20 protein-coding genes are annotated in these 26,154 nt (G+C 71.1%); 10 read left to right on the plus strand and 10 right to left on the minus strand.

Going from position 1 to position 26,154, the window contains the following annotated elements; genetic code table 11:
* Positions 1-68 precede the first annotated feature (68 nt).
* Positions 69-1,850: a 3-hydroxyacyl-CoA dehydrogenase family protein gene (locus OG599_RS29515; RefSeq protein ID WP_327179009.1), complete on the minus strand. Its 1,782-nt coding sequence runs from the start codon at positions 1,848-1,850 to the stop codon at positions 69-71.
* Positions 1,851-2,265: 415 nt separating this feature from the next.
* On the opposite strand from OG599_RS29515, the gene OG599_RS29520 reads away from it, so the two are divergent.
* Positions 2,266-2,970, plus strand: a complete 705-nt coding sequence (locus tag OG599_RS29520) for a HEAT repeat domain-containing protein (RefSeq protein WP_442809584.1) — start codon at positions 2,266-2,268, stop codon at positions 2,968-2,970.
* A 92-nt stretch (positions 2,971-3,062) separates the two neighbouring features.
* On the opposite strand, the gene OG599_RS29525 is transcribed toward OG599_RS29520, so the two are convergent.
* Positions 3,063-3,698 (minus strand): GNAT family N-acetyltransferase, encoded by a 636-nt coding sequence (locus OG599_RS29525; protein WP_327179011.1) that lies wholly within the window; start codon positions 3,696-3,698, stop codon positions 3,063-3,065.
* A 105-nt stretch (positions 3,699-3,803) separates the two neighbouring features.
* On the opposite strand from OG599_RS29525, the gene OG599_RS29530 reads away from it, so the two are divergent.
* The 5 genes from OG599_RS29530 (at position 3,804) to OG599_RS29550 (ending at position 10,179) form a co-directional block, all read left to right on the plus strand.
* Complete coding sequence (locus OG599_RS29530) at positions 3,804-4,109, plus strand: ester cyclase (RefSeq protein WP_327179012.1); 306 nt, start codon at positions 3,804-3,806, stop codon at positions 4,107-4,109.
* 72 nt (positions 4,110-4,181) lie between these two features.
* Positions 4,182-5,327: an SMI1/KNR4 family protein gene (locus OG599_RS29535; protein ID WP_327179013.1), complete on the plus strand. Its 1,146-nt coding sequence runs from the start codon at positions 4,182-4,184 to the stop codon at positions 5,325-5,327.
* A 363-nt stretch (positions 5,328-5,690) separates the two neighbouring features.
* On the plus strand, positions 5,691-6,110 hold the full coding sequence (locus tag OG599_RS29540; RefSeq protein ID WP_327179014.1) for a hypothetical protein: 420 nt from the start codon (positions 5,691-5,693) through the stop codon (positions 6,108-6,110).
* Between the two features lie 1,127 nt (positions 6,111-7,237).
* Positions 7,238-7,933, plus strand: a complete 696-nt coding sequence (locus OG599_RS29545; protein ID WP_327180235.1) for an ABC transporter ATP-binding protein — start codon at positions 7,238-7,240, stop codon at positions 7,931-7,933.
* A complete protein-coding gene (locus tag OG599_RS29550; protein WP_327179015.1) occupies positions 7,930-10,179 on the plus strand; it encodes an ABC transporter permease in 2,250 nt (749 codons plus the stop codon). The genes OG599_RS29545 and OG599_RS29550 overlap by 4 nt, the downstream gene beginning before the upstream one ends.
* Before the next feature lie 339 nt (positions 10,180-10,518).
* Here OG599_RS29550 and OG599_RS29555 read toward each other — a convergent pair whose 3' ends face one another.
* The 3 genes from OG599_RS29555 to OG599_RS29565 all read right to left on the minus strand — a co-directional run bounded on the left by OG599_RS29555 (position 10,519) and on the right by OG599_RS29565 (position 14,094).
* The gene (locus OG599_RS29555) at positions 10,519-11,433 is read right to left on the minus strand and encodes a hypothetical protein (protein WP_327179016.1); all 915 of its coding nucleotides are present in this window, start codon (positions 11,431-11,433) and stop codon (positions 10,519-10,521) included.
* Between the two features lie 436 nt (positions 11,434-11,869).
* Positions 11,870-13,483 carry an alpha/beta hydrolase gene (locus tag OG599_RS29560; protein ID WP_327179017.1) on the minus strand — a complete coding sequence of 538 codons (1,614 nt, stop codon included), beginning with the start codon at positions 13,481-13,483 and terminating at the stop codon, positions 11,870-11,872.
* A gap of 272 nt (positions 13,484-13,755) precedes the next feature.
* Positions 13,756-14,094, minus strand: a complete 339-nt coding sequence (locus tag OG599_RS29565) for an ArsR/SmtB family transcription factor (RefSeq protein WP_327179018.1) — start codon at positions 14,092-14,094, stop codon at positions 13,756-13,758.
* Positions 14,095-14,246: 152 nt separating this feature from the next.
* On the opposite strand from OG599_RS29565, the gene OG599_RS29570 reads away from it, so the two are divergent.
* Positions 14,247-15,668 carry an MFS transporter gene (locus tag OG599_RS29570; RefSeq protein ID WP_327179019.1) on the plus strand — a complete coding sequence of 474 codons (1,422 nt, stop codon included), beginning with the start codon at positions 14,247-14,249 and terminating at the stop codon, positions 15,666-15,668.
* A 191-nt stretch (positions 15,669-15,859) separates the two neighbouring features.
* On the opposite strand, the gene OG599_RS29575 is transcribed toward OG599_RS29570, so the two are convergent.
* Positions 15,860-16,954: an Rv2578c family radical SAM protein gene (locus OG599_RS29575; RefSeq protein WP_327179020.1), complete on the minus strand. Its 1,095-nt coding sequence runs from the start codon at positions 16,952-16,954 to the stop codon at positions 15,860-15,862.
* Between the two features lie 220 nt (positions 16,955-17,174).
* Between OG599_RS29575 and OG599_RS29580 the strand changes: the two genes are divergently transcribed.
* The gene (locus OG599_RS29580) at positions 17,175-17,627 is read left to right on the plus strand and encodes an SRPBCC family protein (protein WP_327179021.1); all 453 of its coding nucleotides are present in this window, start codon (positions 17,175-17,177) and stop codon (positions 17,625-17,627) included.
* 319 nt (positions 17,628-17,946) lie between these two features.
* On the plus strand, positions 17,947-20,535 hold the full coding sequence (locus tag OG599_RS29585) for an MFS transporter (RefSeq protein ID WP_327179022.1): 2,589 nt from the start codon (positions 17,947-17,949) through the stop codon (positions 20,533-20,535).
* Between the two features lie 80 nt (positions 20,536-20,615).
* On the opposite strand, the gene OG599_RS29590 is transcribed toward OG599_RS29585, so the two are convergent.
* Positions 20,616-21,542: a LysR family transcriptional regulator gene (locus OG599_RS29590; protein WP_327179023.1), complete on the minus strand. Its 927-nt coding sequence runs from the start codon at positions 21,540-21,542 to the stop codon at positions 20,616-20,618.
* Positions 21,543-21,708: 166 nt separating this feature from the next.
* Between OG599_RS29590 and OG599_RS29595 the strand changes: the two genes are divergently transcribed.
* Entirely contained in the window at positions 21,709-22,713 is a 1,005-nt protein-coding gene (locus tag OG599_RS29595) for an aldo/keto reductase (protein ID WP_327179024.1), read from the plus strand.
* 7 nt (positions 22,714-22,720) lie between these two features.
* Here the strand turns inward: OG599_RS29595 and OG599_RS29600 are convergent, their stop codons facing one another.
* The 3 genes from OG599_RS29600 to OG599_RS29610 all read right to left on the minus strand — a co-directional run bounded on the left by OG599_RS29600 (position 22,721) and on the right by OG599_RS29610 (position 25,842).
* On the minus strand, positions 22,721-23,803 hold the full coding sequence (locus OG599_RS29600; protein ID WP_327179025.1) for a magnesium and cobalt transport protein CorA: 1,083 nt from the start codon (positions 23,801-23,803) through the stop codon (positions 22,721-22,723).
* Positions 23,804-23,941: 138 nt separating this feature from the next.
* Positions 23,942-24,394: a VOC family protein gene (locus OG599_RS29605; protein ID WP_327179026.1), complete on the minus strand. Its 453-nt coding sequence runs from the start codon at positions 24,392-24,394 to the stop codon at positions 23,942-23,944.
* Positions 24,395-24,486: 92 nt separating this feature from the next.
* Positions 24,487-25,842 (minus strand): M64 family metallopeptidase, encoded by a 1,356-nt coding sequence (locus tag OG599_RS29610; protein WP_327179027.1) that lies wholly within the window; start codon positions 25,840-25,842, stop codon positions 24,487-24,489.
* Between the last annotated feature and the right edge of the window lie 312 nt (positions 25,843-26,154).

Here is a 26,154-nt window from a genome sequence, read left to right on the forward strand (position 1 = left end):
CGCCCGAGGTGGTGTCCTGCCGATCAAGGTCGTTCCCGACCGGCCGGACACCACCTCGGGGGACGGGATCAGCGCCGCGTGTGTTCGCGGAAGCCGCGCCCGGTCTTGCGTCCCAGGCATCCCGCCGCGACCAGGTGCTCCAGCAGCGGTGCCGGGGCCAGCCCCGGGTCGCGGAACTCCTGGTGCAGCACCTTCTCGATGGCGAGGGAGACGTCCAGCCCGACCACGTCCAGCAGCTCGAACGGGCCCATCGGATACCCGCCGCCGAGCTTCATCGCGGCGTCGATGTCGTCCAGCGTCGCGTAGTGCTCCTCGACCATCTTGATCGCGTTGTTGAGGTACGGGAAGAGCAGCGCGTTGACGATGAATCCGGCCCGGTCGCCGCAGTCCACCGGGTGCTTGCGCACCTTCGCGCAGACCTCCCGCACGGTGGCGTGCACGTCGTCGGCGGTCAGCACCGTGCGGACCACCTCGACCAGCTTCATCGCGGGCGCCGGGTTGAAGAAGTGCATCCCCACCACGTCCTGGGGCCGGGAGGTGGCCCGCGCGACGGACACGACCGGCAGCGAGGAGGTGGTGGTGGCGAGCACCGCGCCCGGCTTGCACACCTTGTCCAGGGTCGCGAAGAGCTGCTGCTTGACCAGCAGGTCCTCGGCGACCGCCTCCACGGCGAGATCCACCTCGGCGAAGGCGTCCAGCGAACCGGCCGGGGTGATCCGGGCGAGCGTCTCGTCCCGGGCCTCGGCGGTCAGCCGCCCCTTGGCGACCGAGCGCTCCAGGGACTTCGCGATCCGGCCCTTGGCGGTGTCCGCCTTCTCCTGTGACCGGGCGGCCAGCACCACCGTGTACCCGGACTTCGCGAAGACCTCGGCGATGCCCGACGCCATCGTGCCCGAGCCCGCCACCCCGACCGCGGTGACCGGGCGCCCGGGGACGCCCGCCGCGCCCTCGTGCGGCGTGAGCGCGTCCGGGACCACGTCCTGGCTGCCCGGCGCCGCGTACGCGTAGAAGCCGCGGCCCGCCTTGCGGCCGGTCAGCCCGGCCTCACTGAGCTGCCCGAGCACGGGGGCGGGTGCGTGCAGCCGGTCGTGGGAGGCCGCGTACATGGCCTCCAGCACCGTGCGGGCGGTGTCGATGCCGATCAGATCGAGCAGCGCCAGCGGCCCCATCGGGAGCCCGCAGCCGAGCCGCATCGCGGCGTCGATGTCCTCCCGGGAGGCGTAGTTCGCCTCGTACATGGCGGCGGCCTGGTTGAGGTAGCCGAAGAGCAGGCCGTCCGCCACGAATCCCGGGCGGTCGCCGACCGCGACCGGCTCCTTGCCCAGCTCCCGCGCCAGTCTGGTCACCGCCTCCACGGCGGGCGGGGCGGTCAGCACCGAGGAGACCACCTCGACGAGCTTCATCGCCGGTGCCGGATTGAAGAAGTGGAGCCCGAGCACCCGCTCCGGCCGCAGCGACTCGGCGGCCAGCCGGGTCACGGACAGGGCGTTGGTGCCGGTCGCCAGGATCGCGCCCGGCGCGACCACGGCGTCCAGATCCCGGATCACCTGCTGCTTGATCGCGTACGACTCCGGCACCACCTCGATGACGAGTTCGGCGTCGGCGGCGGCCGACAGGTCGGAGAAGGTACGGAAACGGGCGAGGACATCACCGCGCTCCCGCTCGGTGAGGCGCTCCCGGCGCACGGCGCGGGCGGTGGAGGCCTCCAGCGAGGCGACCGCACGGCGGGCCGCGGCCTGGTCGATGTCGATGCCGATGACCTCGCGGCCCGCGCGGGCCAGGACCTCGGCGATGCCGGTGCCCATGGTGCCGAGGCCGACGACGGCGATGGTGGTGAACGGGGTGTCCATCACGGGACTCCAGGGTGAGTGACGACTGTGAGGGAGCACGGCGCGCACGAGGGGCGAAGGAACGCGCGCGTGCGGAAGGCGTGTCGAGGTGTACGGGGCGTACGGACCGGGCTGCGGGAAACACGTCCCGGCCCGGAGAAGGGGACGGACCCTGTCCCGGGTCGCGTCACACGGAGGCTTTCGCGTCTCGCGAAGACCGCCGAACCGACATGCACTCCGGATGGCTGCGTCACCAGGCCACCGGAGCCTGCGGGGGAGTGCCCCGCTCACATGAGAGTAACTGGCGGGTAATGAGCGCGCCAGCCCGGAACTCCTGTGCCCTGGCTCACACGCACCCTGGTTCACGGTCGGCCGGTCGACCGTCCGTGCTCGCGATCGGCCGTCTGTGCGCATGTGCGCACCCTCCGCACGGAGCGTGTCCGAAGATACGCTGAACGTCATGGACGAGGAGTCGAGATCGCTCACGGATGCGCCCGCAGATCTGCCTGCGGATCTGCCCACGGATTCGCGCGCGGACGTGCCCGACGGTTCGCTGGATCCGCTCACGGACCGGTTGCGGGACGAAGCGGGCGCGGCGGGGGAGGCGGAGTGCGCGCGGCTCGCCGCCACCGCCGACCGGGAGGAGCTCGCCCGGGTTCTCGTCGAGCCCGGCCGCCCCCTCTGGGCCCGGGAACTCGCCGCCTTCCGGCTCGGGTGCGCCGGGGACCGCCGGGCCTTCGAGGCCCTCGTGCTGCTGCTCAACCACCGCGACCCCGAGCGCTGCGTCCGCGCCGCACACGCTCTCGCCGAGCTGCGCGACCCACGCACGCCCCGCGCGGCCGCCGCGCTCGCCACCAACCCCCTGCGCTCCGCGTACGCCCTCCATTCGGTGCGCCTGCTGACCGCCCTGCGCGCCCCCGAGTCCGCTCCCGCGCTGATCGCCACCCTGGAGGGGCTGCTCGCGCCCGGGGGGCCGCACTGGCGGGTGGCGCTCGCATGCGTCGAGGGGCTCGGTCAGCTCGGGGACGACCGGGCCCGGCCCGTCCTGGAGTCGGCGCTGCCGCACCCCAGGCTCTCCGGCGCAGCCGCCCAGGCCCTCGGCCGGCTGCCGTTGGCCGGGGATCCCACGACCACGCCCTGACCACTCGTACGCCTCCCGCGCCGGTCGGGCGAGAGGAGTGCGGCCGGCTACCGACGGGCTGAGCGCCCGGACGTACCGGACCTCGGGAACCATCAGGCCGGAGCCGACGGGCTGAGCGCCCGGACGTACCGGACCTCGGGAATCATCAGGCCGCCCGCCTCGAAGTCCTCCTCCGCCCCGTCCGGAGCGAACCCCGCACGCTCGTAGAAGCGGCGCGCCCCGGCGTTCTCCCGCAGCACCCAGAGCGCCAGCGTCGCGAAACCGTCCGCCGCCGCCCGGCCCGCGACCTCCGCGAGGAGCGCGCCGCCCGTTCCGGCGCCGGTGCGGTCCGGGCGCACGTAGATCGCGTACAGCTCGCCGCCCTCGCTCCGGCTCCCGTCGTCCTCGCGGTAGGCGCCGTAGCAGGCCCAGCCGACGACTTCCGGTTCCGGCGGGCCGGGCGTCTCCGCGGAACCGGACGGTCCGGGCTGACCGGGCGTCTCCGGCGGGTCCGTCACCGCGACCAGGTTCACCGCGCCGCCCCCGGCGAGCCGTTCGCGCAGGGCCGCCGTCTGCCGGCCGATATCCATCGCGTCCAGGTAGGCCTGCGGTATCAGCCCCCGGTACGCGGACTGCCAGCCGCGCACCCGGATCGTCGCGACGGCCCCGCAGTCCTCGTCGGTCATCTCGCGCAGGTGCGAACCCGGGGCGGGTATCGGGGTGGGCGCCGGGCCGTGCCGTGTCGTCATGACGGCCATCCTGGCCCACACCCCGCCCGCCGGGACGAAGTTCTTCGCTGCCTTCGCGGGATCAGCATCTCGCGCAGGTTGCATGTCCTGGACAGGAAGCGTGAGATGACGGACGACGCAAGAGCCATCGCACAGCGCATGTATGAGGCGTTCAATGCCCGTGACCTCACCGCGGCGAAGACGATCTTCTCCGGCAGCTTCGTGAGCCACCCGTTGGGCACCGACAGCGTCGTGAAGGCGTGGAGCGGGCTCCACGCGATGTTCCCGGACATCCGGGTCGTCGTCGAGGACATGCTCGTGGACGCGGACAACATCGCGGTCCCCACCTACGAGCCTGCACGGCGTCCCGGCACAAGTGGGGGAACAGGCTCTCCCCTCGATGATGGAGTCCACTCGAGCTTGTCGGCCTGAACGCCAACCTGGCGGCAAGGCCGGTGAGCGACGATCAAGCTGTTGTCAGCCGCTGGCTCTAAGGTCGGCCCTATGACATCAGACCTGGTCCAGGACTCATGGACTCGCATAGACGCGTGGCTGCGCGAGCACGCGCCCCGCACTTTCGCCACGCTTCGGCCGCCCGCAGGAGACGAGGAGATCGCGGCAGCGCAAGAAGAACTGGGGGTCACCTTTCCTCCGGACCTGGTCGCTTCACTTCTCCGGCACAACGGGGCGCTGGAGGGGCCTGAGGCTTTCCGGTTCAGTACGGGTGACCGGCTGCTCGGAGTGAGCGGAACCCTCGGGGATACCGAGTTCATGCGCGGCATCGACCAAGGCCCCGACGGGGAGGCCGAGGACTACTGGCTTCGCAGCTACGTAAAGTTCGGTTCCTATGACGTGACGTCGGACGGTCTCCTGATGGATTGCCGTACTGAGCGGGACTCCTTCGGTGCGATCGGACGGTTCTTCGACGAGACCGGCACCAGATTTGGGCAGGCCGACTCGCTGGGTGGGTATCTGGCCGAACTGGCCGACATGCTTGAGCGCGGCCAGGAGGCTGGTGTCGTCACCTTCAACGGCCGACTGTTCTGGGAGGCGCCTCTGCCTGCCAGGCCGCAGTGCAGTGCCGACGAGCCCCTTCCCGCACCGGATGAGCAGCTGCCAGAGCTGGACCTGTCCCACAGCCCCACCGACCTCCTCCACGTGAGCCACCTGGACGGACATGAGGAACTCGGTGCACTGATCGCAGTCCTGCCGTATGAGCAGGTGGTTGAGGCCGCGCGGAAGCAGCTGCGCAGACTGGCGGTCGAAACGGGGTTGAACAACTACCCGGAGGTCAAGGCAGCCCTGGACGCGTGGGAGCGTGGTGTGGCCCTACCGCGGCCGGACCAAACCGGCCCGCTCGCCTTGCGACTCCGCGCGGTGCTCGCACAGGCCGACACCGGCCGAGACGTCACTCGCAGGTGGGCCGCGGAGAAGATAGCCCTCGGGATCTGGGGATCCCCCTATAGATCCGTGTGCGAGAGCGCGGAGACCCGGAGTCACTTCACTCTCGACTGGCGTGCGGATCTGCATGCGGACCTGGGCCATCCGTCAATGCCACCGATACCTGACGACCGATTTTGGGGGGCGCTGCGCAACCCCGCCATCGACTCCAGTTGGTACGCGGCCCAGTACACCCAAGATCAGGACTGACCTCAGGGACCTCAGGGGTTTCGGTTCCGCGTGAGCGCTTCATGCGGCGGTTATCGCCATACGAAGCGTTCACTGAGCTTCAGCGGTCGGAGAGCTCGATCCCGACGATGCCGGCGCGGAGCAGGTCCGCGAGGCCACGGGCCGACGGCCTCCGCCGCAACGCACGCGACCTACGCCGGCCCCTCGCACTCCTCGGCCTCGCGTGATCACAAGACAGGCACCCGCCGACTACGCCGAAGCCCTGCCCCGGGACCCGGTACGACAGGACCACGGGAATACTGCCCCGTGTTGAGTCTATTGAGCGGGGGGAATATGCGCCGAAGGCTGTCTGGTCTGGCATGCACACTGATCGTGGCTGCATCAGTGACCACCACTGGGTGCACCGCGGGAAACTCCTGGTGTTCGGGTGCGGGCCAGCGGCCCGATGGGCTCACCTTCCAGGATCTGGTCGGCACTTACCAGAACTCTTCCGGACGAGTGACTCTCAGGAACAATGGAACGTTCGCTACCGTCGGGTGGCCCACGGGCCTGGACGGCGCCACCGGTGACCCGCGGAGCAGAACAGGAAGCGGAACATGGGAGCTGACTGCCGGCGCCAACCTCGACTGGCCTGTTGACTTCACGTTCCATAAGATCAGCGGCTTCTGGAACAGCGATGCCAAAAATGGGGGGACCTACGGGGAGGGTTTCGACGTCGGCGGCAGCCGGGACGACCCGTACCTTTACAGCTACGTCGGCGACCCCGACCAGTGCGAAATCGCTACTTTCACGCGCAGCAGCTGAGCATCCCGCAGGCCGGTCAGCGCGACGGTCCGTGAGTGGCCCGCCGCTCGGTCATCTCGCACGCGACCAGGGCCTTCCATTCGGTGGCCAGCAAGGGGCCGTACCACGTTTCATGGTCCGGCAGAACTCGCGTCCCGAGCCCTTGCGCCCTTCTGGCCCGAGGTTGGGCGTGTCACCCAGTTCGCCGACATCGTGTCCTACGACAGCATCACCACAAATTGGTGCCGCAGCCTCATCCTGTGGCCGGCTGCGGGACCGGAGCGGTGGTCCGGCGAGACGGTCCGCGTTCTGGGGCTCACGTCCTGACACCTGCTGCAGGTACGAGCGCGCGGCCCCGCCGGATCCGGCGGGACCGTCCCGCGCAGCCGTCGTCGGCCCATCACCAGTGGCGCGATGGTTTCGCTGGAGTGCCGAGACGGCTGTAGAGAAGCATTTTGCGCGAAGTCGATATTTGGCGAATTCTGTTTGATTGGCTCAATTTATACCTGTCGTGCATGACTGCCACCTACTGGAGATGACGCAACCTTTTGACCTCCGGGCGGGAATGCGCCCTCATGTTCTTACGGTTTCAGCCAATGATTCCGGCTAAAACTATCTCTCGTGGATTAATGTGGCGCAGATCACCGGTGGACGGTGCGTGACGAATCCATCGATTGGCACCTCGAATTGCGCACATTGCAACTTTTACCCTTCTCGATTCCAGGGGCAGTGACGGAATGTAGCATTCCGATGGTGAGTGATTCCGTTTCGCCTTCACCGAATCGCTTGAGGCATATTCGCCGCCGTGAGAGCGTGGCGGCGCTGCGGCGGAGAGGCGAGAATTATTCGCCGAGGATCCGCAGCAGGTAACCGCGTCGGGTCCGTCTGTGCAACACGGGGCTACGGCTCGCCAACCAGAGCGGCAACGGGACCACCGTGGTGAGCAGCAACGAACCACCAACTACATCCCCAAGGTCACCGCGTGTGTCGACCTCGCCGCGCAGCCGGACCGGTGCGGCCAGGATGACCGCCCCGGAGACGGACGGTAGTCAGCATTCCGTCGCGGTGGGACGGTCCGGACCGTCCCACCGCGCGGTCGCGTTCCGGGCACGCACAACAGCACAGCGAGGACAGGATGAGTGGGTACGGTGCATGAGTCGGGGGACGGGCAACCCGTTCTGGAGATCACGGGGTTGCGACACAAGGCAGGCGAGCGAACGCTCTTCGCGGACCTCGCCCTCTCGCTGCGTGCCGGAGGGTCCGTGGCCGTGACCGGACCCAGCGGATCAGGGAAGAGCACACTTCTGTCGTGCGTGCTGGGCCTGATCAGTCCGGACGCGGGTTCGGTGAAGGTGGCCGGCACGGAGATCGTGGGGCTGCGGCAATCGCGGCTCGCCACGCTGCGGGCCCGGGCGATCGGCATGGTCTTCCAGTTCGGCGAACTCCTCCCGGAACTGAGCCCCTTGGACAACGTCGTACTCGCCTCCCTGCTCTCCCGCGACAGCCGCGGCCACGCACGCGAGCGGGCGCAGCGTCTGCTGGACGACCTCGGAGTGCCAAGTGCTACGACCAGTGAGGAGCTGTCCGGCGGTGAGCGGCAGCGTACGGCGGTGGCCCGGGCACTGATCAACGAACCGGCCCTCGTACTGGCCGACGAACCGACCGGTGCGCTGGACGCCGAGACCCGCGACCGGACCGCGGAGCTGCTGTTCGCCCTGCCCCGGCGTCATTCCTGCGGGCTCCTCGTCGTGACCCACGACCCGGGCATCGCCGAGCGCGCCGACCGTGTGCTCCGGCTCTCCGCCGGAACACTGGAAACGGTCATCAAGGGAGCGGCCGAGTGAAGGGCGTAGGCGACTCGCGGGGGCTCGCGCGAAGGCTCCTGACAGTCGGCCGGGTCGCGGGCCGGCGCTCGGAGGCGGGCGGAGCACGGTTCGTCGCGCTGCTTCTCGCGACGGTCGTCCTCGTCCTCGGTCTGGGCACGCTGGTCGCGGTGCACGCCGTGTATACGGGCCAGGAGGAACGGCGGGTGGCCCGGACCCCCGTGGTGGAGCGCGCGTCGCAGCGGACGGAGAGTTCCACCGTCTGGCTCGTGGGATCGGACACGCTCGACGGGGAGCGGCGTTTCAGTGTGGTGTACCTCGCCCCTCACCGAGGGGACGCGCCGCTTCCGCCCGGTGTGGACCACTGGCCGGCACCGGGGCAGGCGGTGCTTTCCCCCGCGCTCCGGGAGGCCGGCGCGAACGAGGACATCGACCACCGTTACGGCGAACTGGCGGGCACCATCGGGTCGGTGGGGCTGGACGAGTCGTCCGAGTGGCTCGCGTACGTCCGCCCGCGCGACGGTCTGGGAGCGCGGCCGCCGAGCGCACTGGTCAGCGGGTTCGGCCCGACTGCCGGACAGGTCGCCACCGGCCTCGAACCCGGCTCGGGCCGGTACGACAACAAGCCGGAGTGGATGTTCGAGGCCGTCGTGGCCGGCATGGTCGTTCTGCCCGGGCTCGCCCTGCTGGTGGTAGGGGTACGGATCGGTGCCCATGCCCGCGACCGCAGGACCGCGCTCGTCGCCGCTCTGGGCGGCAAGCGACGCGACCGTGCCCTCGTCGCGGTCGGCGAGGCCCAGCTCCCGGCCCTGATCGGCGCCGCCCTCGGAGCGGCAGTCGTGGCCACGGCGATGCTGCGTGACCTCCGGATTCCCCACACCGGCTATGCGCTCTTCTCCGCGTATCTTCGCGAGCACGGCTGGGGAATCGCGCTGGTGCCCGTGGTGGCGTTCCTCGTCGTCCTCGCGGCGGTGGTCATCGCGGACCTCGCTCCGCGCCGGGGTGGCGGCGGGACCCGGCCCCGCAGCGCAGCCAGAAACACCTGGATGTCCCGTCTGGCCGCCCTGTGCCCGGTCATGATGCTCGTCGCGATACGCGGACCGGACTTCGCCGGACCAGGCTCCGCCTGGCACATGATCCTCGGCTGGGCAGGTACCGCGGGCACCATGCTCACCCTCCCCGCCGCCGTAGCAACCGTCACAATGGCCACCGGACGGGTCCTCACCCGACAGGGACAGACACACGGCCTCGCCGGAACCCTGGTGGCGGGACGCCGGACCAGCACACATCCCGGAGCCACCGCCCGCCTGGTCACCGGCATCACCGTGGCGCTCATCGTGCTGATGCAGGCCATCGCCTGGCAGGACCTGTTCGCATCGCAGAGCACCGACGCCCGATACACCCTCAACCGCATCGGCCGCAGCGCTGTTTCCGTCGGTACCCGCGGCACTGTGACCACAGCCGACATGACCACCTTCCTCCGACGCCTCCCGGACACCGAGGCCGTACTGCTCACTCCACCGACAAACAACCACAACGGGCCGATCACCCTGTACGGCGACTGCACAGCCCTCACCGCCCTGCGACTCCCATGCCCTCCGCACGGCGCGCGGGCGGACGGCGTGCCAGAGGATCCAAGGCTGCGGGAACTGGTCCGCTGGACACCCCACGGCGCTCTCATACTCGACATCCGCCGCACCACCCGCGACACGCTCGCCCGACTCGCCGCCGCTTCCAGCGAAAATGCCACCTTCGCGGTTCTGCGCCCCGATGGGAACGATCTCTCCGTTCCCGCCCTCAAGAAGTTGTCGTACGAGGTGTTTCCGCGCGGCGCGCGGATCGGCGCTCCGGGCGAAGACCAGCTGACCGCCGGCATGCCCAACCAGGACCAAGGCCGTTGGAGCGTCCTGTTCGGCGTATTCGGTATCGCCGTGCTCGCCGTGACGGCCGGACTCAGCGGCGTGGCGGAGTTCCTCCGCCACGGACGGGCGCTCGCACCACTGTCCGTCCTGACCGGTGGCCTGCGGGTCTTCCGGACGAGCGCCGCGTGGGCCGTCCTGGCCCCCCTCGCACTCGCCGGTCTGGCCGGCACCGCCGTCGCAGCTGCCCTGGCCGCTCCCATCAACGCCAACGGCGTGTCCTACATCACCCGCGAACTGCTCTGGTCAGTGGCGGGAGTCGTCCTGGTCATCGGCATCCTGATGTGGATGTGGGCAGTCACCGTCTCCACCCGCCTGGGCCAAGCTTGGCGACCGCGCGGCGACTGACACCGACCGGCGGCTGCTGCGCGGCGCGCTCGATGGCGACAGCTGCTTCGGCCAACGCGGCGGGGCGCGTCGGTGTTCCAAGCCCTCGATGAGCCCGCGGTGCGCGCCGTGGTCCGCCAGGCCGTCCGCCCCGCCCCGGCACCCGCCGAACCGCCAGGGGACCCGGCCCTCGCTGCAGTTGCCCAGCCCGGAACCTGCTACCTGAAGACGCTCCCGCAATCGCCAAGCATGTTCTTCCGCCTTCACGGTGAGCCTACGACCGTGCGCAAAGGCAGTGCGGACGGTCGCCAACGCCTTCTCCGACTCCGCCTGCGGCCCTCTGGGTGGCCGCGTGCGAGTTCAGGAGATGCGGGCGCTTTCCGTTCCGATGACGCGCCAGTCACCGCTTTCGTGGGTCAGGTGGACGACGACTGCAATGCCGATCTGGTTGTTGATGGTTGTCACCAGGGCCGTGTTGTGACTGGGCAGATTCGACTTTTCAGCCTTCCAACCCCGTGACGCGGCGGCGTACTTTTCGTCCGGGACGGGCCTTGCCTTCACGTCCTCTATCGCTTTCTGCATTGTCTCCTCCGTACGGCAGGGCGCGATACTGCCGTCCTGCTTGGGGGAGGTCAGCCCGCACATGGTCTCGACATCGTCGTTGTACCCGGCCCTCACGAAGTCGACCGCAGCCTTTTCGGCTTGCTCCTGCGAACTGCTCTCGGGACTGCTCTGCGTCACCATGAAAGTGGTTCCCCCACCAAGTACGGCTATGGCGGCGACAGCTGCAGCCCACAAGGCGCCCGTCTTCTTTGTCGTGTGCTTGGTGTTGTGCTGGTCACGACCGATTGCAGTCCCGCGGCCGTGGGCCGTGACAGGAGAGTCGACCGTGACGAAGCTTTCCCGGTCGGCGACTACGTGGACATTGCGCTCCGCGGCCTGGACTGCCTCAGAAAGAGAGCTGGCAAACCCGGGGTCCTGCGCGAGAACATCCCGCAGAACAGCGGCGAACTCCGACCGTTGCTGCGGGTCATCCGGGGCAGCCCGCAGTGCCGGAACAGTCTCGGACGTGGCCGGGCTGAGACCGAGCCTCCCCATCACCAGCTGCACGACCGCGGCCCCCGCAGCAGAACTGGCCTGGCCCGCCGCGCCCGTCACCGACGCCAGCAGGAAATCCCCCGTGATCGCAGCAGAGCGCTCCGCTAACTGAACAAGATCCATAACGTCCCCCTCGAACAGATTCAGATCAGTCAGACGGAGTATCCAGCTACTCAACGCTCCTCACAAGGAACCGACTTGGTCCAATCGGCCAGGGCGTGGCCCGACCTCGGCGAGACGGCGGCCGGGCCGCAGGTCGCCGCAGAACGCCACGCGCGGAGAACCGGGTTCTCGCTGTTCCGCGGCGAGCGGAGCGGCCGCCCGGCCCACGACAAGCAGGTCCCGCCCGCACCGCGTGGACGGATACCGGCGAGCGCCAACCTGAAGGAGCGGACGGCCCGCAAGCCGCGGACCAAGCCCGGCCGGGCCGCCCACAGTCGCCGTACGCCCAAGCCGAGCGCCCAAGGAACGGGACGCCGTAACGGGACGCCGGAACGGACGCCGAGCGCGGCCTCGCAAGCGCCCTCCGGCCGACCGTGACCGGTCCACCGATCACGGTCCGCCGGCCGCCCGCTCGTTACTGACCACGGCCCGGGCCGGGCCCGCGCGCCGGTCAGCCCCGGAAGCCGAGCAGCCCGTGCAGGGTTCCGCCGCCGGTGCCCGAGGTGGTCCCGCTGTCCGTCGCGCGCAGCGCCTTCTCGGCGGGCAGCGGCTTCGGGTCGGGGCGGGCCGTGCAGACGGCGTCCGCGTCCGCGCCGCCGCTCCCGGTCGGTACGGCGCCGGTCGCCAGGTACTCGGACAGATAGGTGTCGAGGCAGGTGTTGCCGCTCAGGGTGATGCCGTGGTTCCCGCCGCCCTCCTCCACCACCAGGCGGGAGCCCTTGAGCTTGCGGTGCATGCTCAGGCCCCCCTCGTACGGGGTGGCCGCGTCCTCGGTCGCCTGGAAGAGCAGCATCGGCGGCACCGCGTCGTTGGAGATCCGGACGGGGCTGAGCGGCTCCACCGGCCAGCTGGCGCACGGCGCGTTGTACCAGGTGTTGTTCCAGGTGATGAAGGGCGCCTGCGCGGCCACCCCCCGCGCATCGGTGCGCCAGGTGCTCCAGTCCCGGGGCCAGGCGGCGTCGCGGCACTGGACCGCCGTGTAGACGGAGTAGCCGTTGCTGTCGTCGCCGGTCTCCCCGAACCGTTCCCAGGCGGCGAGCAGCGCCGTCCCGTCGGCGTCGTTCACGTACGACGCGAACGCCTCGGCGAGGTGGGGCCAGTAGCCGTTGTAGTAGCCCCCGGGCAGGAAGGTGTCCTCCAGTTCCCCGGGGCCGACCTTGCCGCCGGCCGGCTTCTCGGCGACCGCCGCCCGCATCCGGTACCAGGCGGCCTCGACCGCGTCGGGGTCCCCACCGAGACGGTACGTCGCGTCGTTCTTCGCGACCCAGGCGGCGAAGGCCTTGTGGCGCGCTTCGAACGCGTAGTCCTGGGCGATGTTGTCCGCGTACCAGACGCCCTCGGGGTCCACGACGGAGTCGAGCACGAACCGCCGTACCCGGTCCGGGTGGAGCTGGGCGTAGACCGCGCCGAGGTAGGTGCCGTAGGAGTAGCCGAAGTAGTTGATCCGCCGCGCGCCCAGGGCTTCGCGGATCACGTCCAGGTCGTGGGCGGCGCTCACGGTGTCCATGTACGGCAGCAGGTCGCCGTACTTGCTTCCGCAGGCCTGGGCGAACGAGGCGGCCCGGTCGCGGACCGTCCGCTCGGCGGCGAGGGACGTGGGGACCGATGCGGGGCGCACCGGCCGGAAGTACCCCGGCACGCAGTCGAGTTTCGGCGTGCTCTTCCCGACGCCGCGCGGGTCGAAGCCGATCACGTCGTACTGGGCGGCGACCTTCGCGGGCAGGGCGGTGGAGACGAACCCGGCCAGGTTCAGCCCGCTGCCGCCGGGGCCGCCCGGGTTGACCAGCAGGGGTCCCTGGAAGGTCTTCGCGGTGTGCGGGACGCGGGTCAGCGCGAGCGTGACCTGGCGGCCGTCCGGACGGGCGTGGTCGAGCGGGGCCCGGACCGAGGCGCACTGGAGCGTCGGCCGGGCCTCCGTCGCGCACGAGGTCCACTTCAGCGGCACGGGCACGGGCACGGGCACGGGCACGGCGCCGGTGTCGGCTGTCGCCGGAGCGGGTACGCCGGTCACCAGACCGGCGACCACCGCACCAGCGGCGACCAGGATTTTTGCACGGTTCGTCATACGGCCTCCCGGGGCGAGGGATCGCGGCTGCTTCGGGGCGCAGCCTCCGCCGGATGCTCCCCGCGATCGGCGGGGGAGGGACACGGCGCGGCCGGAGTTGACCCGTACGGGCGGCCGGTCGGCGTCACGCCTGGGCCGTGTCCGACCATGCGCGTCGGGCGCCGCCCGCCCGGCGGGAATGGTCGGACACGGCCTGGCCCGGGACTCTCATGGGAGGGTCCGGGATCGGGACCCCGGGGCGATGCCCGGGTCCGACGCCGGGACCGAGGCCCTTACCGCCCGGTCTCCTGGAGCGCCGCCCCGATGACCGCGTCGAGGAGACCGGGGAAGGCGCGGTCGAGGTCCGCGCGGCGCAGCGTGTTCAGTTTCACCGTGCCCGCGTAGTGCTGCCGGATGATCCCCGCACGCCGCAGAACCTTGAAGTGGTGGCTGCTGGTGGATCTCGTGACGTCGATGTCGAAGGTTCCGCACGCCATGTCCCGCTCCGAGACGGCGAGTTGCCGGACGATGCTGCGCCGCACCGGGTCGACCAGGGCTTCCAGTACGTCTTGGAGCTTCATGTCCTCGGCGGGGACGTGGTCGGCGATGCGCTCGGTCGTCCGTGCGGTCATGTGGTCCGGCCTCCCTGCGTTCGAACGCGGCGGCTCATCCTACGGCAGCCGAAAGTTCGATTCTCGTGAAGTTTGATGCTCATCGACATAGTCTTCGCCGTGGCCCGCGCGACCGCCGCAGCACGACCGGAGTCCCCAGCGAGGAGAAGACGATGCCCACCATCGGATCCGACACACTGTCATCGCCCCCCGGGGCCGCGCCGGCCCGACGCGGAGCGGCGCCGGGGCTGCGGCTGACCGCCCTCGCCACCGGCTTCGTCATGGCGGCACTCGACGTGACCGTCGTCAACATCGCCGGCGCCGCGATCCAGGAGAACCTGCACGCCTCGTGGTCCGAACTCACGTGGATCGTGGACGGCTACGTCCTGGTCTTCAGCTCGCTCATCCTGCTGGGCGGCGGGCTCGCGAACCGGCTGGGTGCGAAGAACGTCTACCTGTGGGGCATGGCCGTCTTCTTCGTCGCCTCACTCGGCTGCGCGCTCGCACCGAACGCCGCCGCACTGGTCGGCGCCCGCCTCGGGCAAGGGGTGGGCGCGGCACTCTTCATGCCCAGCTCGCTCTCGCTGCTGGTGCTCTCCTTCCCCGAGAAGCGGGAGCGGACGCGCATGCTGGGCCTGTGGTCGGCGATCGTGGCCACCTCGGCGGGGCTGGGCCCGAGCGTCGGAGGCCTGCTGGTCAGCGCGTTCGGGTGGCAGAGCATCTTCTTCCTCAATCTGCCCATCGGCCTCGTCGGCATCCTGCTGACCCTGCGCTGTGTCGCCCCGGCCGAGGTCCGCCCCGTCCGGCTGGCCGTGCCCGGTCACGTCCTGTGGATCGCGGCCCTCGCCGCACTGAGCTTCGCGCTCATCGAGGGGCCGCGCCTCGGCTGGGACGCCGGCCCCCTGCTGGTCGCGTACGCCGTACTCGTCGTCTCGGGCGGGGCGCTGGTGGCGCGCGAGCGCCGGGCCGAACACCTGGTCATGCCGTGGAGCCTCTTCCGGCGGCCGAGTTTCTCCGGTGCGAACCTGGTGGGCTTCCTCTTCAACTTCGCGCTCTACGGCAGCATGTTCATGCTTGCGCTCTACCTCCAGCACGCCCGGGGATCCAGCCCCTTGCGGGCCGGTCTGGAACTGCTGCCCATGACGATCTGGTTCCCGCTGGCCAACCTCGTCTACGCACGTGTCTCCGCGCGCTTCTCCAACGGGGCGCTGCTGACGTTCTTCCTGCTGATCGCGGGAGTCGCGTCGCTGACCATGACGGGTGTCACTTCGACGACGCCCTACTGGGTCGTGGCCGTCGCCGTCGGCATCGCCAACATCGGCTCGGGCGTCATCTCTCCCGGGATGACCGCGGCGCTGGTGGACTCCGCCGGGCCCGAGAACGCCAACGTGGCCGGCTCCGTCCTCAACGCCAACCGGCAGATCGGGACTTTGGTGGGCATCGCCGCCATGAGCGTGGTGCTCGCCACGGTCCCGGACTGGAACCGCGGACCCGCCGTCTGCTTCCTGCTGGCGGGCGCCGCCTACGTCGGCGCGGCGGTCGCCGCCTGGCGGCTGATCGTCCGGCCCGAACGCCGCGAGGCCGCCAACGCCTGAGGGTGTGCCGCCGCCCGGAGCGGCCCTCTACGGGCGGCGGTCGGCGGCACACCACGCCGAGGGCCCCGCTGGGGCGTGTCTTCGAGGTGCCGTCTGCCGGGCTCCGGCCGAACGGCGGCACTTCGACGGATCGCCCTTGCCCAGCAAGGCCCAGCAAGATCCGAACGCGGAAGCCGCCGGCGGGTCCCGCCTCAGAGAAGCGTGAGCTGGGTGGGGCCCGGGGTCGTCCCGGTCGTGCCACCGGCCGGCGGCACGGGCGGGGTGATCCGCCGGGCGGCACCCCGGGTGGGCGGGCCGATGCCGAACTCGGCGGCGATCTCGTGCACCTGCCGGGTGATCTGCCGCTGGTACCAGTGCGGGGCGTACGAACCGCCCGCGTACATCCGCTCGTACCGCGCGACGAGGTGCGGGTGGTGGTGGCCCAGCCACGCCATGAACCACTCCCGGGCGCCCGGCCTCAGGTGCAGCACGAGCGGGGTCACCGAGGTGGCGCCCGCCTCGGCGATGGCCCGGACCGTGGCCCGCAGCTGGTCGGGGCCGTCGCCGAGGAACGGGATCACGGGGGCCATGAGGACCGCGCACCCGATGCCCGCCTCCGTCAGGGTACGAACGGCATCCAGTCGGCGCCGGGGGTCGGGGGTGCCGGGTTCCACCGTGCGCCACAGCTCGCGGTCGACGAACCCCACCGAGACGGAGACGCCGACCTCGGTCACCTCGGCGGCCTGCCGCAGCAGGTCGAGATCGCGCAGGATCAGGGTGCCCTTGGTCAGGATCGAGAAGGGGTTGGCGTGGTCGCGCAGGGCGCCGATGATCCCCGGCATCAGGCGGTACCGACCCTCCGCGCGCTGGTAGCAGTCGACGTTGGTGCCCATCGCGAGGTGGTCCCCGCGCCAGCGCGGTGAGGCCAGTTCCCGTCGGAGCAGTTCCACCGCGTTGATCTTGACGACGATCTGCGAGTCGAAACCGGCCCCGGTGTCGAGGTCCAGATAGCTGTGCGTCTTGCGGGCGAAGCAGTACACGCACGCGTGACTGCAGCCCCTGTAGGGGTTGAGCGTCCACTCGAACGGCATCCGGGAGGCCCCGGGTACCCGGTTCACGACCGAGCGGGCGCGGATCTCGTGGAAGGTCATCCCCTGGAACTCAGGGGTGTCGAAGGTGCGGCTGGTGACCGCGTCGGCGGCGAAGAGCGCGGCGGCACGCGGCCCGCTCGCGGCCGCCCGTCCATCGTCCCGGCCGGTGGCGTCTCCGGCATCCGTGGTGTTCTCGGCCAGGTGGTCCCAGCGCATCGGCACCTCCTCGGTGGCTCGATTCCGAGAATAGAACACATGTTCCCTTGATCGTGCGGAGCGCCCTTCCGGCGAGTGTCCGCACGACTTCGGGCCGGCTCCTGGCCGCCTGTGGAAGGCATGGTCCGGCCGGAGGTTCACCGCCCCGATTTTGAGCGGACCCTCCCGGGGTGGTTGGCTCAGCCAGGGTCTTCATCAACCGAATGCTGGAGGAACAGCCATGGCGCAGGTCGAAGCCACGACGGAGCGGACCATCGCGGCGGACGCGGAGACGGTGTTCGACGCGCTGGCCGACTACAAGGAGGTGCGGGGCAAGGTGCTGCCCGGGCACTTCAGCGAGTACGAGGTCCGCGAAGGCGGCGACGGTGAAGGCACCCTCGTCCACTGGAAGCTCCAGGCCACCAGCAAGCGGGTGCGCGACTGCCTCCTGGAGGTGACCGAGCCGACCGACGGTCAGCTGGTCGAGAAGGACCGCAACTCCTCGATGGTCACCACCTGGACCGTCACCCCCGCCGGGGAGGGCCGCTCCAAGGCCGTCGTCTCCACCGTCTGGAACGGTGCCGGCGGCATCGGAGGGTTCTTCGAGCGGACCTTCGCCCCCAAGGGACTCGCGCGCATCTACGACGAGCTGCTCCAGAACCTCGCCACCGAGGTCGAGAAGACCGCGAAGTAGTACCTGTCGCCGGACGGTGGGCCCACCGCCACCGTCCGCGCGCCGGTCCCGTTCCACCGGTACGCCGCCCTCCACCGTCATCGGCCACCGTCCGCGCGCCGGTTCCGCTCCCCGTCCGCCACCGGCCACCCGCCACTCGGGGCGTCGGACGCCTCACCGGAACGAGTGGTTTTCCAGGGCAACCTGTTCTGCGCCCCACCCCCGCTCCCACCGGCGGATACGCCTCCGCGCACGCCGTCCACGCCCCTCGAAGTCGTTTGCCCCGCCTTCCCGCCTGATGCGAGAAATGTTCGGCGCAGTGCGACGAGGGGAGCGTTCCGTGGTGGGTGGCAGCACGCTGGTCGAGGGCGGGCCGGACGGATCGGGGGACCGGGAGGACCAGGCGGGGCGCCCGCCCGTGGTCCCGCCGGACGACACCCCGACCGAGGAGTTGCCCGTACAGGCCGGGCCGCCCGGACGCGGGACACCCGATGCGTCCGGGGCGCCCGAGAGGCTTGGGCCGGCGGCGGCCGAGGGCGAGGTGAACCTCCGTCAGGTCCGTACGGTCTTCCTCGGGCTGATGCTCACCCTGCTGCTCGCCGCCCTCGACCAGATGATCGTCGCCACCGCGCTGCCGAAGATCGTCGGCGAACTGCACGGGCTCGACAAGATGTCCTGGGCGGTCACCGCCTACCTGCTGGCGTCCACGATCGTGCTGCCGCTCTACGGCAAGCTCGGCGACCTCTTCGGCCGCAAGGGCGTCTTCCAGTTCGCGATCATCGTGTTCGTCATCGGCTCCGCCCTCGCCGGCTGGTCGCGCACCATGGACCAGCTGATCGCCTTTCGCGCCCTCCAGGGCATCGGCGGCGGCGGGCTGATGATCGGCGTGCAGGCGATCATCGCGGACATCGTGCCGCCCCGGCAGCGGGGCCGGTACATGGGGCTCATCGGCGCGGTCTTCGGCCTGGCGTCCGTGGCGGGGCCGCTCCTCGGCGGGTTCTTCACCGACCACGTCACCTGGCGCTGGTGCTTTTACATCAACGTGCCGTTCGGACTGGCGACCCTCGCCGTCATCGCCGTCGTCCTCAAGCTGCCCCGGCCCAAGGTCCGCCCGAAACTCGACGTGCTGGGCGCCGCGCTGCTCGCCGTCGCCTCCACCTGCCTGGTGCTGCTGACCAGCTGGGGCGGCACCGAGTACGCCTGGGGATCGCGGACCATCGTGCTGCTCGCCGTCGGAGCGGTCGTCACCGCGGTGCTCTTCGTCGCCGTCGAGGCCCGCGCAGCAGAACCGATCATTCCGTTGCGGCTCTTCCGCGACTCCGTCTTCAACGTCAGCGGACTGGTCGGCGCCGTCATCGGCGTCGCGCTGTTCGGCGCGGCGAGCTACCTGCCGACCTACCTTCAGATGGTCGACGGCGTGAGCGCCACCGAGTCGGGGCTGCTCATGCTCCCGATGATGGGCGGCATCGTGGGCGCCTCCGTCGTCTCCGGGCAGATGATCTCCCGCTCGGGCCGCTACCGGGTCCACCCGATCGCCGGCAGCGCCCTCTCGGCGGTCGGCATGTGGCTGCTCTCCCGGCTGGAACTCGGGACCTCCCGGCTGGAGTACAGCCTCGCCCAGGCCGTGCTCGGCATCGGGATCGGCCTCGTCATGCCGGTACTGGTGCTCGCGGTGCAGAACTCCGTACGCCCCACCGACCTCGGCACCGCCACCAGCGCCAACAACTACTTCCGGCAGATCGGCGGCAGCGTCGGGGCGGCGATCTTCGGGACGCTCTTCGCCGGACGCCTCGCGGACGCCCTGGCGGTCCGTCTGCCCTCCGGCGCGGGACTGCCCGACGCGAAGTCCGTCACCCCTCAGCTGATCCGCACGCTGGACCCGGCGCTGCGCGACGCGTACATCCAGGCGTACGTGGACGCGATGCCGCGGATCTTCCTCTACCTGGTGCCGGTCCTGCTGACCGGTCTCGTCCTCGCCTTCTTCCTCAAGGAGAAACCGCTGGTGTCCCACCACAGCCCCGAAGCCGCCGCCGAGCCCACCGAGATCCCCGCCGCCCGTACCGTCCCCGACGCCGGTGGCATCCCCGACGCCGGTGGCATCCCGGCCGCCGTCACCGTAACCGTCCCTGTCCCCGTACCCGCGACCGCGCCCGTCGTGGTCGCCCACGTCGCGGGGGTGCCGGTACGCGGCCGTGTCCAGCACCAGGACGGGACCACGGTGCCCCGGGCCGCGCTCACCCTCATCGACGTCCAGGGGCACCAGGTGGGCCGGGGCGCCAGCGACGGCGACGGGCGGTACGCGCTGAGCGTGCCCGGCTCCGGTTCGTACGTCCTGATCGCCGCGGCCGGAGGGCACCAGCCGCAGGCCGTCAGCGTCACCGTCGGCGAGCGGCCGGTCTCCCTCGACATCGTGCTCGGCGGCGCAGGACGCCTCACCGGCCGGGTCCTCACCCCGGACGGCACCCCGGTCCGCGAGGCGGCCGTCACCCTCACCGACGTACGCGGCGAGGTCGTCGCCTCCACCAGGACCGGCCACGAGGGCGGCTACACCATCGCGGAACTGGTCGCGGGCGAGTACACCCTCGCCGCCAGCGCCGCCGCCTTCCGGCCCGCCGCACTGCCGGTGAGCGTGCAGGCGGCCCGCGAGACCCGCCAGGACATCGAACTGGCCGGCGGCGCGGTGCTGCGCGGAGTCGTACGCGCCCCCGGCGGGCGGCTCGTCGAGGACGCCCGGGTCACCCTGCTCGACGCCGCGGGCAACGTGGTCGACACCCTCACCACCGGCCCGGACGGCGCGTTCCGCTTCGTGGACCTCTCGTCCGGCGAGTACACCGTGATCGCGGCCGGCTACCCGCCGGTGGCCACCGTGCTCCAGGTCGCCGGCGGCGGACGCACCGAGCGCGACCTCCAGCTCGGCCACGAGGACTGAGGGCCCGGCGGACGGGGCGGTCGTGCCGCCCCGGGCGGCAGCCGGCGGGCGGGGGCGGCCGCCCGGGGGCGCGCGGCCGCCTACTCCTCGCCCCGCTCCCGCGCCGATGTCACCAGGGACACCAAGGCCCGCGCCCCCGGGCTCGTCGCCCGCTGCGGCGGGAGCACCACCACACTCTCGTACCGCACCGGCCGCGCCCCTGCCCCCGGGCCGGACGCCTCCGGCGCCACGAGGTCCAGAGCCACCAGCTGGGCCGCCTCCGGCTTGCGCGCGAAGTGGCGCGGGACGACCGCGATGCCCAGCCCCTCCTGGACCAGCTCCAGCAGGCTGTGCACGTCGTTCACCTCCAGGGCCACCGTCCGGCGCACCCCCGCCGAGGCGAAGGCCGCGTCGGCGGCCCGCCGGGGGCCCCAGTCCGGGTGGAAGTCGATGAACGACTCCTCGGGCAGCGCACCCCACTCGACCCCGGGCAGCCCGGCGAACCGGTGCCCGGCGGCGCACAGCACCACCATCTCCTCCGTCGCCAGGGGGATCAGTTCCCCGCGCCACTCCACCGGGCTCACCGTCGCCGCGAACGCCAGGTCCAGGCGACCGTCCGCCACCCCGTCCAGCAGGCTCATCGTGCCCTCCTGGCGGAGCCGGATCTCCATGTGCGGATGCTCCCGGTGGAACGCTGCCAGCAGCCTGGCCGGGCTGACCCCCGCCACGCACTGCTCGACCCCCACCGTCAGTGTGCCGCGCAGCAGCCCTCGCACGGCGTCCACCGCGTCCCGCGCCGCACGGGCCCCGGCGAGCGTCCGCACCGCCTCCACCAGCAGCGCCCGTCCCGCCTCCGTGAGCCGCACCGACCGGGTCGTCCGGCTGAACAGCGGCGTCCGCAGCTCCTGCTCCAGCGCCCGCACGGACGCCGACAGACCCGACTGGGACACGGCGAGGCGCTCGGCGGCCCGGGTGAAGTGCTGCTCCTCCGCGACGGTGACGAAGTGCTCCAGCTGACGCAATTCCATGATTGATGAATCTAAACGATGAATGCCAGAGCTGTTTCCCGTTGGACTGCTGGATCTTTCTCCGTCAGCCTGGAGACGGACCCCCTCAGCGGATACCCGCCGCGGAGAGAGCCCCCGGCACTCCGGACCGGAGTGCCCCGTCCGACGACCTCGCGGAGCCCTTCGTATGTACCTTCCGTCCGCCGACCGCTACTCCGCCATGCCCTACCGGCGCACCGGACGCAGCGGCCTGCTGCTGCCCGCGCTCTCCCTCGGCCTGTGGCACAACTTCGGTGGCGACCGGACGCCGGACACGCAGGCCGCCATCCTGCGCCGGGCGTTCGACCTCGGCGTCACCCACTTCGACCTGGCGAACAACTACGGGCCGCCGCCCGGCTCCGCCGAGCTCACCCTCGGACGCTCGCTGGCGACCGACTTCGCCGCACTCCGCGACGAGCTGATCATCTCCACCAAGGCCGGCTACCTGATGGGCCCGGGCCCGTACGGCGAGTGGGGTTCCCGCAAGAACCTGCTCTCCTCGCTCGACCAGAGCCTCGGACGGATGGGCCTGGAGTACGTCGACATCTTCTACTCGCACCGCCCGGACCCGGACACCCCGATGGAGGAGACGATGGGGGCGCTCGACACCGCCGTCCGTTCCGGCCGGGCGCTCTACGCCGGCATCTCCAACTACTCGCCGGAGCAGACCCGCGAGGCCGCGGCCATCCTCAAGGACCTGGGCACCCCGCTCCTCATCCACCAGCCGCGCTACTCGATGCTCGACCGCTGGGTGGAGGACGGCCTCCTGGACACGCTGGACGAGGTCGGCGCCGGCTCCATCGCGTACTCGCCGCTCGCCCAGGGCATGCTGTCCGACCGCTACCTCGACGGCATCCCGGAGGGCTCGCGGGCGGCGGGCTCCAGCCCGTTCCTGACCGCGGACGCCGTCACCCCCGAGCTGGTCGAGAAGCTGCGCGCCCTCGACGCGGTGGCCAAGGAGCGGGGTCAGTCGCTGGCCCAGCTGGCCCTCTCCTGGGTGCTGCGCGGCGGGCGCGTCACCTCGGCACTGGTGGGAGCCAGCAGCGTCGCCCAGCTGGAGAACAGCGTGGAGGCCAGCCGCAACCTGGACTTCGACACGGACGAGCTCGCCCTCATCGAGTCCATCCTCACGGGCGCCGACGCGGGGAAGTAACCCCCGGTCAGAGCCAGCCGTTGCGCCGGAAGCCCCGGTGGATCACCAAGCACGCCAGGGCCATCAGCCCCAGTGCGAACGGGTATCCGTAGGTCCACCGGAGCTCCGGCATGTGCGAGAAGTTCATGCCGTACATCCCGCAGACCATCGTCGGTACGGCGACTATCGCGGCCCACGCGGTGATCTTGCGCATGTCCTCGTTCTGCCCGACCGTCACCTGCGCGAGATGGGCCTGGAGCACCGAGTCGAGCAAGGAGTCGAAAGACGCCATCTGCTCGTTCAGGCGGGTCAGATGGCCCGCCACGTCGCGGAAGTACGGCTGTATCTCCGGCGGTACGGTCGGCATGGGGCGGGTCGCCAGCGCCTGCAAGGGGCGGTCGAGCGGGGCGACCGCCCGCTTGAACTCCAGTAGTTCGCGCTTCAGTTGGTATATCCGGCCCGCCTCGCCGCGTCCGGCGTCCACGCTGAACACGGCGGTCTCCACCGCGTCGATGTCGTGCTGTACGGCGTCGGCGACATCCAGGTACGCGTCGACCATCCGGTCGGCCACGGCGTGCAGCACGGCGGCCGGCCCCTGCCGCAGCCGGTCCGGGTCGGCCTCCAGGGCCTCGCGCAACGGGCCGAGGGAACCGTGTCTGCCGTGCCGCACCGTGATCACGAAGTCGTCCCCGGTGAAGACCATCAGCTCACCGGTGTCCACCACGTCGCTGGTGGCGGTGAACTGCTCGTGGTCGACGTACCCGCACGTTCGGAAGACCGCGAACAGCCCCTTCCCGTACGGCTCCGCCTTGGGGTGCTGGTGCCCGCGCAGCGCGCTCTCCACGGCCACCGGGTGCAGGTCGAACAGCGCTGCCACGCGCGCGAGTTCCTCCGGCCCCGGCTCGTGGAGGCCGAGCCAGACGAAGCCGCGTCCGGAGCGCCGGACCCGGCGCAGGGCCTCTTCCGGCGAACCGGTCACGGGCTGCCGGACGCCGTCCTCGTACGAGACGCAGTTCACGACCGAGCTGCCGAGCGGGGAGCGGGCCGGGTGGCTCAGGTCGACCTTGCGGTGGATCGCACGGCTCATCGCCCGACGGATGGAACGGATCATCGGCACAGCGGCCCCCTCGGCATGGAATACGCCCGGCCAGTTTGCCACTTGGCCGGTGCGTTTTCCCAGGCCGGTCGGGGTCCGAGGCGAGGAGCGGGCGCGGGAAGGGCCGGACAGGCGGGACTTTCACGACACGGCCTACGCCGCGCAGAACTCGTTGCCCTCGGGGTCCCGCATGATCCACCAATGTCCGGCCGGTCCCTTGTCGACCTCGCGGACCGGGGTGGCGCCCAGGCTCCTGAGGCGGTCGACCAGCTGATCGAGGCCGCCGGGTTCGCTGTGGATGTCGACGTGCAGGCGGTTCTTGCCGGACTTCTCCTCGGGAACGTCCTGGAAGAGCAGCCGCCGCCCGGCGCCCACGCCGCTGGTCTCGTCGAACGGGTCGTCGGGGTGGCGGATCGCCGCGTAGCCGCGGAAGGTCTTGCGGCCGTCGTGTTCGGTGACGGCTTCCTCCGCGAGCTGTCCGGCGGCCAGCAGACGTGCGACGAGCGGGCTCGGGTCCTCCACCTCGTAGCCCAGCGCGGCGGCCCAGAAGTCGGCGAGAACCGGCGCGTCCCTGCTGTCGATGACGAGCTTCCAGTGCAGTGCCATGCCTCCACTCTCCCGCATCCTCGGGCTCGGCGCCGTCCGCGCGAGTCCCGGGCGGTGCCGCCCCCGTCCGGGGAGCGGCACCGCCCCGGACATCAGGGGGCCACGGACCAGGTCAGCGTGTCGGTCGCGGCGGTCTTGGCCGCCGGGTCGCGCAGCGCGGCCGTGGAGTCGGTGACGCGTGCCTGGAGGGTGTGCGTCAGCCCGTCCGCGGTGACGCCGAGCTGCTGCGGCACCACGCTCGTCAGGCCGTGCGCCTCGGTGGCCTCGGTGCCGTCGACGTACCACCGCAGGTCGAGCTGGGAGAGGCCCGCCGCCAGGGAGGCGACGGTCACGGCGACCGTCTGGCCGCGGCTCACCGTGGTTGCGGTGGTGGCCGTGGTGAGCGAGGAGGCGTACCGGTAGAAGCCGCTGATCATGGCCTCCCGGCCCGGCAGGTTGAACCGGGTGGTGGAGAGCGACCGCATCAGGGAGTCGGCGGTGGGCCGGTAGACGCCCAGCGGATAGTACGAACTGCCCGTGTACGTACCGACGGTGCCGCCCGACGGGTCGCTCTCGCCGAGCCAGCGGTACCACTTGGCCTGGGCGGACGTCAGCTGCGCGGCGGTGCGGACGGTGGAGTTGGGCTCGACGGGCTCCGCTCCGGTGTACGTGCCGTAGGTGTCGTACGTGTACTCGTCGGCGAGCAGGCCGATGGAGTGGCCTATCTCGTGCGCGGCGATCAGGCTGGACTGGCTGTTGTCGGACGAGAGCGTGGAGACCCCGGCGAAGCCGTAGGAGGAGCCGAGCCCCGAGTAGCCCGCGCCGCCGTACTTCGTCGAGTTGGAGACCACGACGACGAGATCGGCCGCGGGGGCCTCGGCGGCGTACGTCTTGACCTTGGCGAGGTCCGCGCAGATGAGCCGCTCGGTGCCGGAACACCAGAAGTACGAGCCGAGCGCGGTGTTCTTCACGACGTCCGCCGAGGGGTCGCCGGAGATGCCGGATTCGGCCGAAACGGCCCCGACCGCCCACACGTTGAACAGGCCGGCGTAGCTCCGGTAGGGCTCGATGGCCGTGACGTCCGCCCACCGGGCGCGGGCGTCGGCGAGGAAGTCGGCCTGCTGGTCGGCGGTGTAGCCGTCGCCGATGATCGCCACGTCCATGCGGGCGGCGCTCGGGCCGGTCCGGGACAGGACCGTGACCGCGCCGTCCGTGGCCGTCGCGGCGTCGGTGGAGCGCGCCGCCGAGGAGGCGGCCGGAGCCGCCGCCGCGTACGGCGAGACGGCGGGCACCCGGACCCGGTGGCCCTCGCCCGCCGGGTCGGGGAAGTACTCGGCCTGGACGCTGGAACCGTGCTGCGGGGCGGCGCCGGGAGCGTCGCCCGCCGCGGCCGTACCGGTGGTGGCGGACAGTGCGGCGGCGAGGACGAGTCCGGCGGCCATCGCGGTTCCGCGCATGCGTGGGCGCACGGGATCTCCTTCGTGGGGGGGCGGGCCCGCGTTCCGGCGACGGGGCGGCGGCGCGGGCAGTGGGGGGAGGCGCTGTGCGGGGGTGGGCGGTGGGGGCGCCGTGCGGTGCGGGGGGTGGTAGCGCGCGTATCGGTACGTAAGCCAATGAGTAAATGTGATTAACGGTGCGATGAAGCTAGGGCTTGCGGAGAGCTCTGGCAAGACCAGGGGCGGAAGTTGACGATGTGTCTGGAGTTGCGCGGGTGATCACCCGGTCGCCCCGCGCGGCCCAGGACCCCGCGACACGCCAGACAGGGGTTACGTCCGGCCGCC

The sequence above is a fragment of the Streptomyces sp. NBC_01335 genome, assembly GCF_035953295.1.
GTDB lineage: Bacteria > Actinomycetota > Actinomycetes > Streptomycetales > Streptomycetaceae > Streptomyces.

Excerpts from the sequence above, each read along its gene's own strand:
- OG599_RS29600 (WP_327179025.1), bottom strand. The coding sequence starts at position 23,803 with ATGATCCGTTCCATCCGTCGGGCGATGAGCCGTGCGATCCACCGCAAG.
- OG599_RS29605 (WP_327179026.1), bottom strand. The coding sequence starts at position 24,394 with ATGGCACTGCACTGGAAGCTCGTCATCGACAGCAGGGACGCGCCGGTT.
- OG599_RS29515 (WP_327179009.1), bottom strand. The coding sequence starts at position 1,850 with ATGGACACCCCGTTCACCACCATCGCCGTCGTCGGCCTCGGCACCATG.
- OG599_RS29595 (WP_327179024.1), top strand. The coding sequence starts at position 21,709 with ATGTACCTTCCGTCCGCCGACCGCTACTCCGCCATGCCCTACCGGCGC.
- OG599_RS29570 (WP_327179019.1), top strand. The coding sequence starts at position 14,247 with ATGCCCACCATCGGATCCGACACACTGTCATCGCCCCCCGGGGCCGCG.
- OG599_RS29565 (WP_327179018.1), bottom strand. The coding sequence starts at position 14,094 with ATGACCGCACGGACGACCGAGCGCATCGCCGACCACGTCCCCGCCGAG.
- OG599_RS29530 (WP_327179012.1), top strand. The coding sequence starts at position 3,804 with ATGACGGACGACGCAAGAGCCATCGCACAGCGCATGTATGAGGCGTTC.
- OG599_RS29560 (WP_327179017.1), bottom strand. The coding sequence starts at position 13,483 with ATGACGAACCGTGCAAAAATCCTGGTCGCCGCTGGTGCGGTGGTCGCC.
- OG599_RS29575 (WP_327179020.1), bottom strand. The coding sequence starts at position 16,954 with ATGCGCTGGGACCACCTGGCCGAGAACACCACGGATGCCGGAGACGCC.
- OG599_RS29525 (WP_327179011.1), bottom strand. The coding sequence starts at position 3,698 with ATGACGACACGGCACGGCCCGGCGCCCACCCCGATACCCGCCCCGGGT.
- OG599_RS29590 (WP_327179023.1), bottom strand. The coding sequence starts at position 21,542 with ATGGAATTGCGTCAGCTGGAGCACTTCGTCACCGTCGCGGAGGAGCAG.
- OG599_RS29580 (WP_327179021.1), top strand. The coding sequence starts at position 17,175 with ATGGCGCAGGTCGAAGCCACGACGGAGCGGACCATCGCGGCGGACGCG.
- OG599_RS29535 (WP_327179013.1), top strand. The coding sequence starts at position 4,182 with ATGACATCAGACCTGGTCCAGGACTCATGGACTCGCATAGACGCGTGG.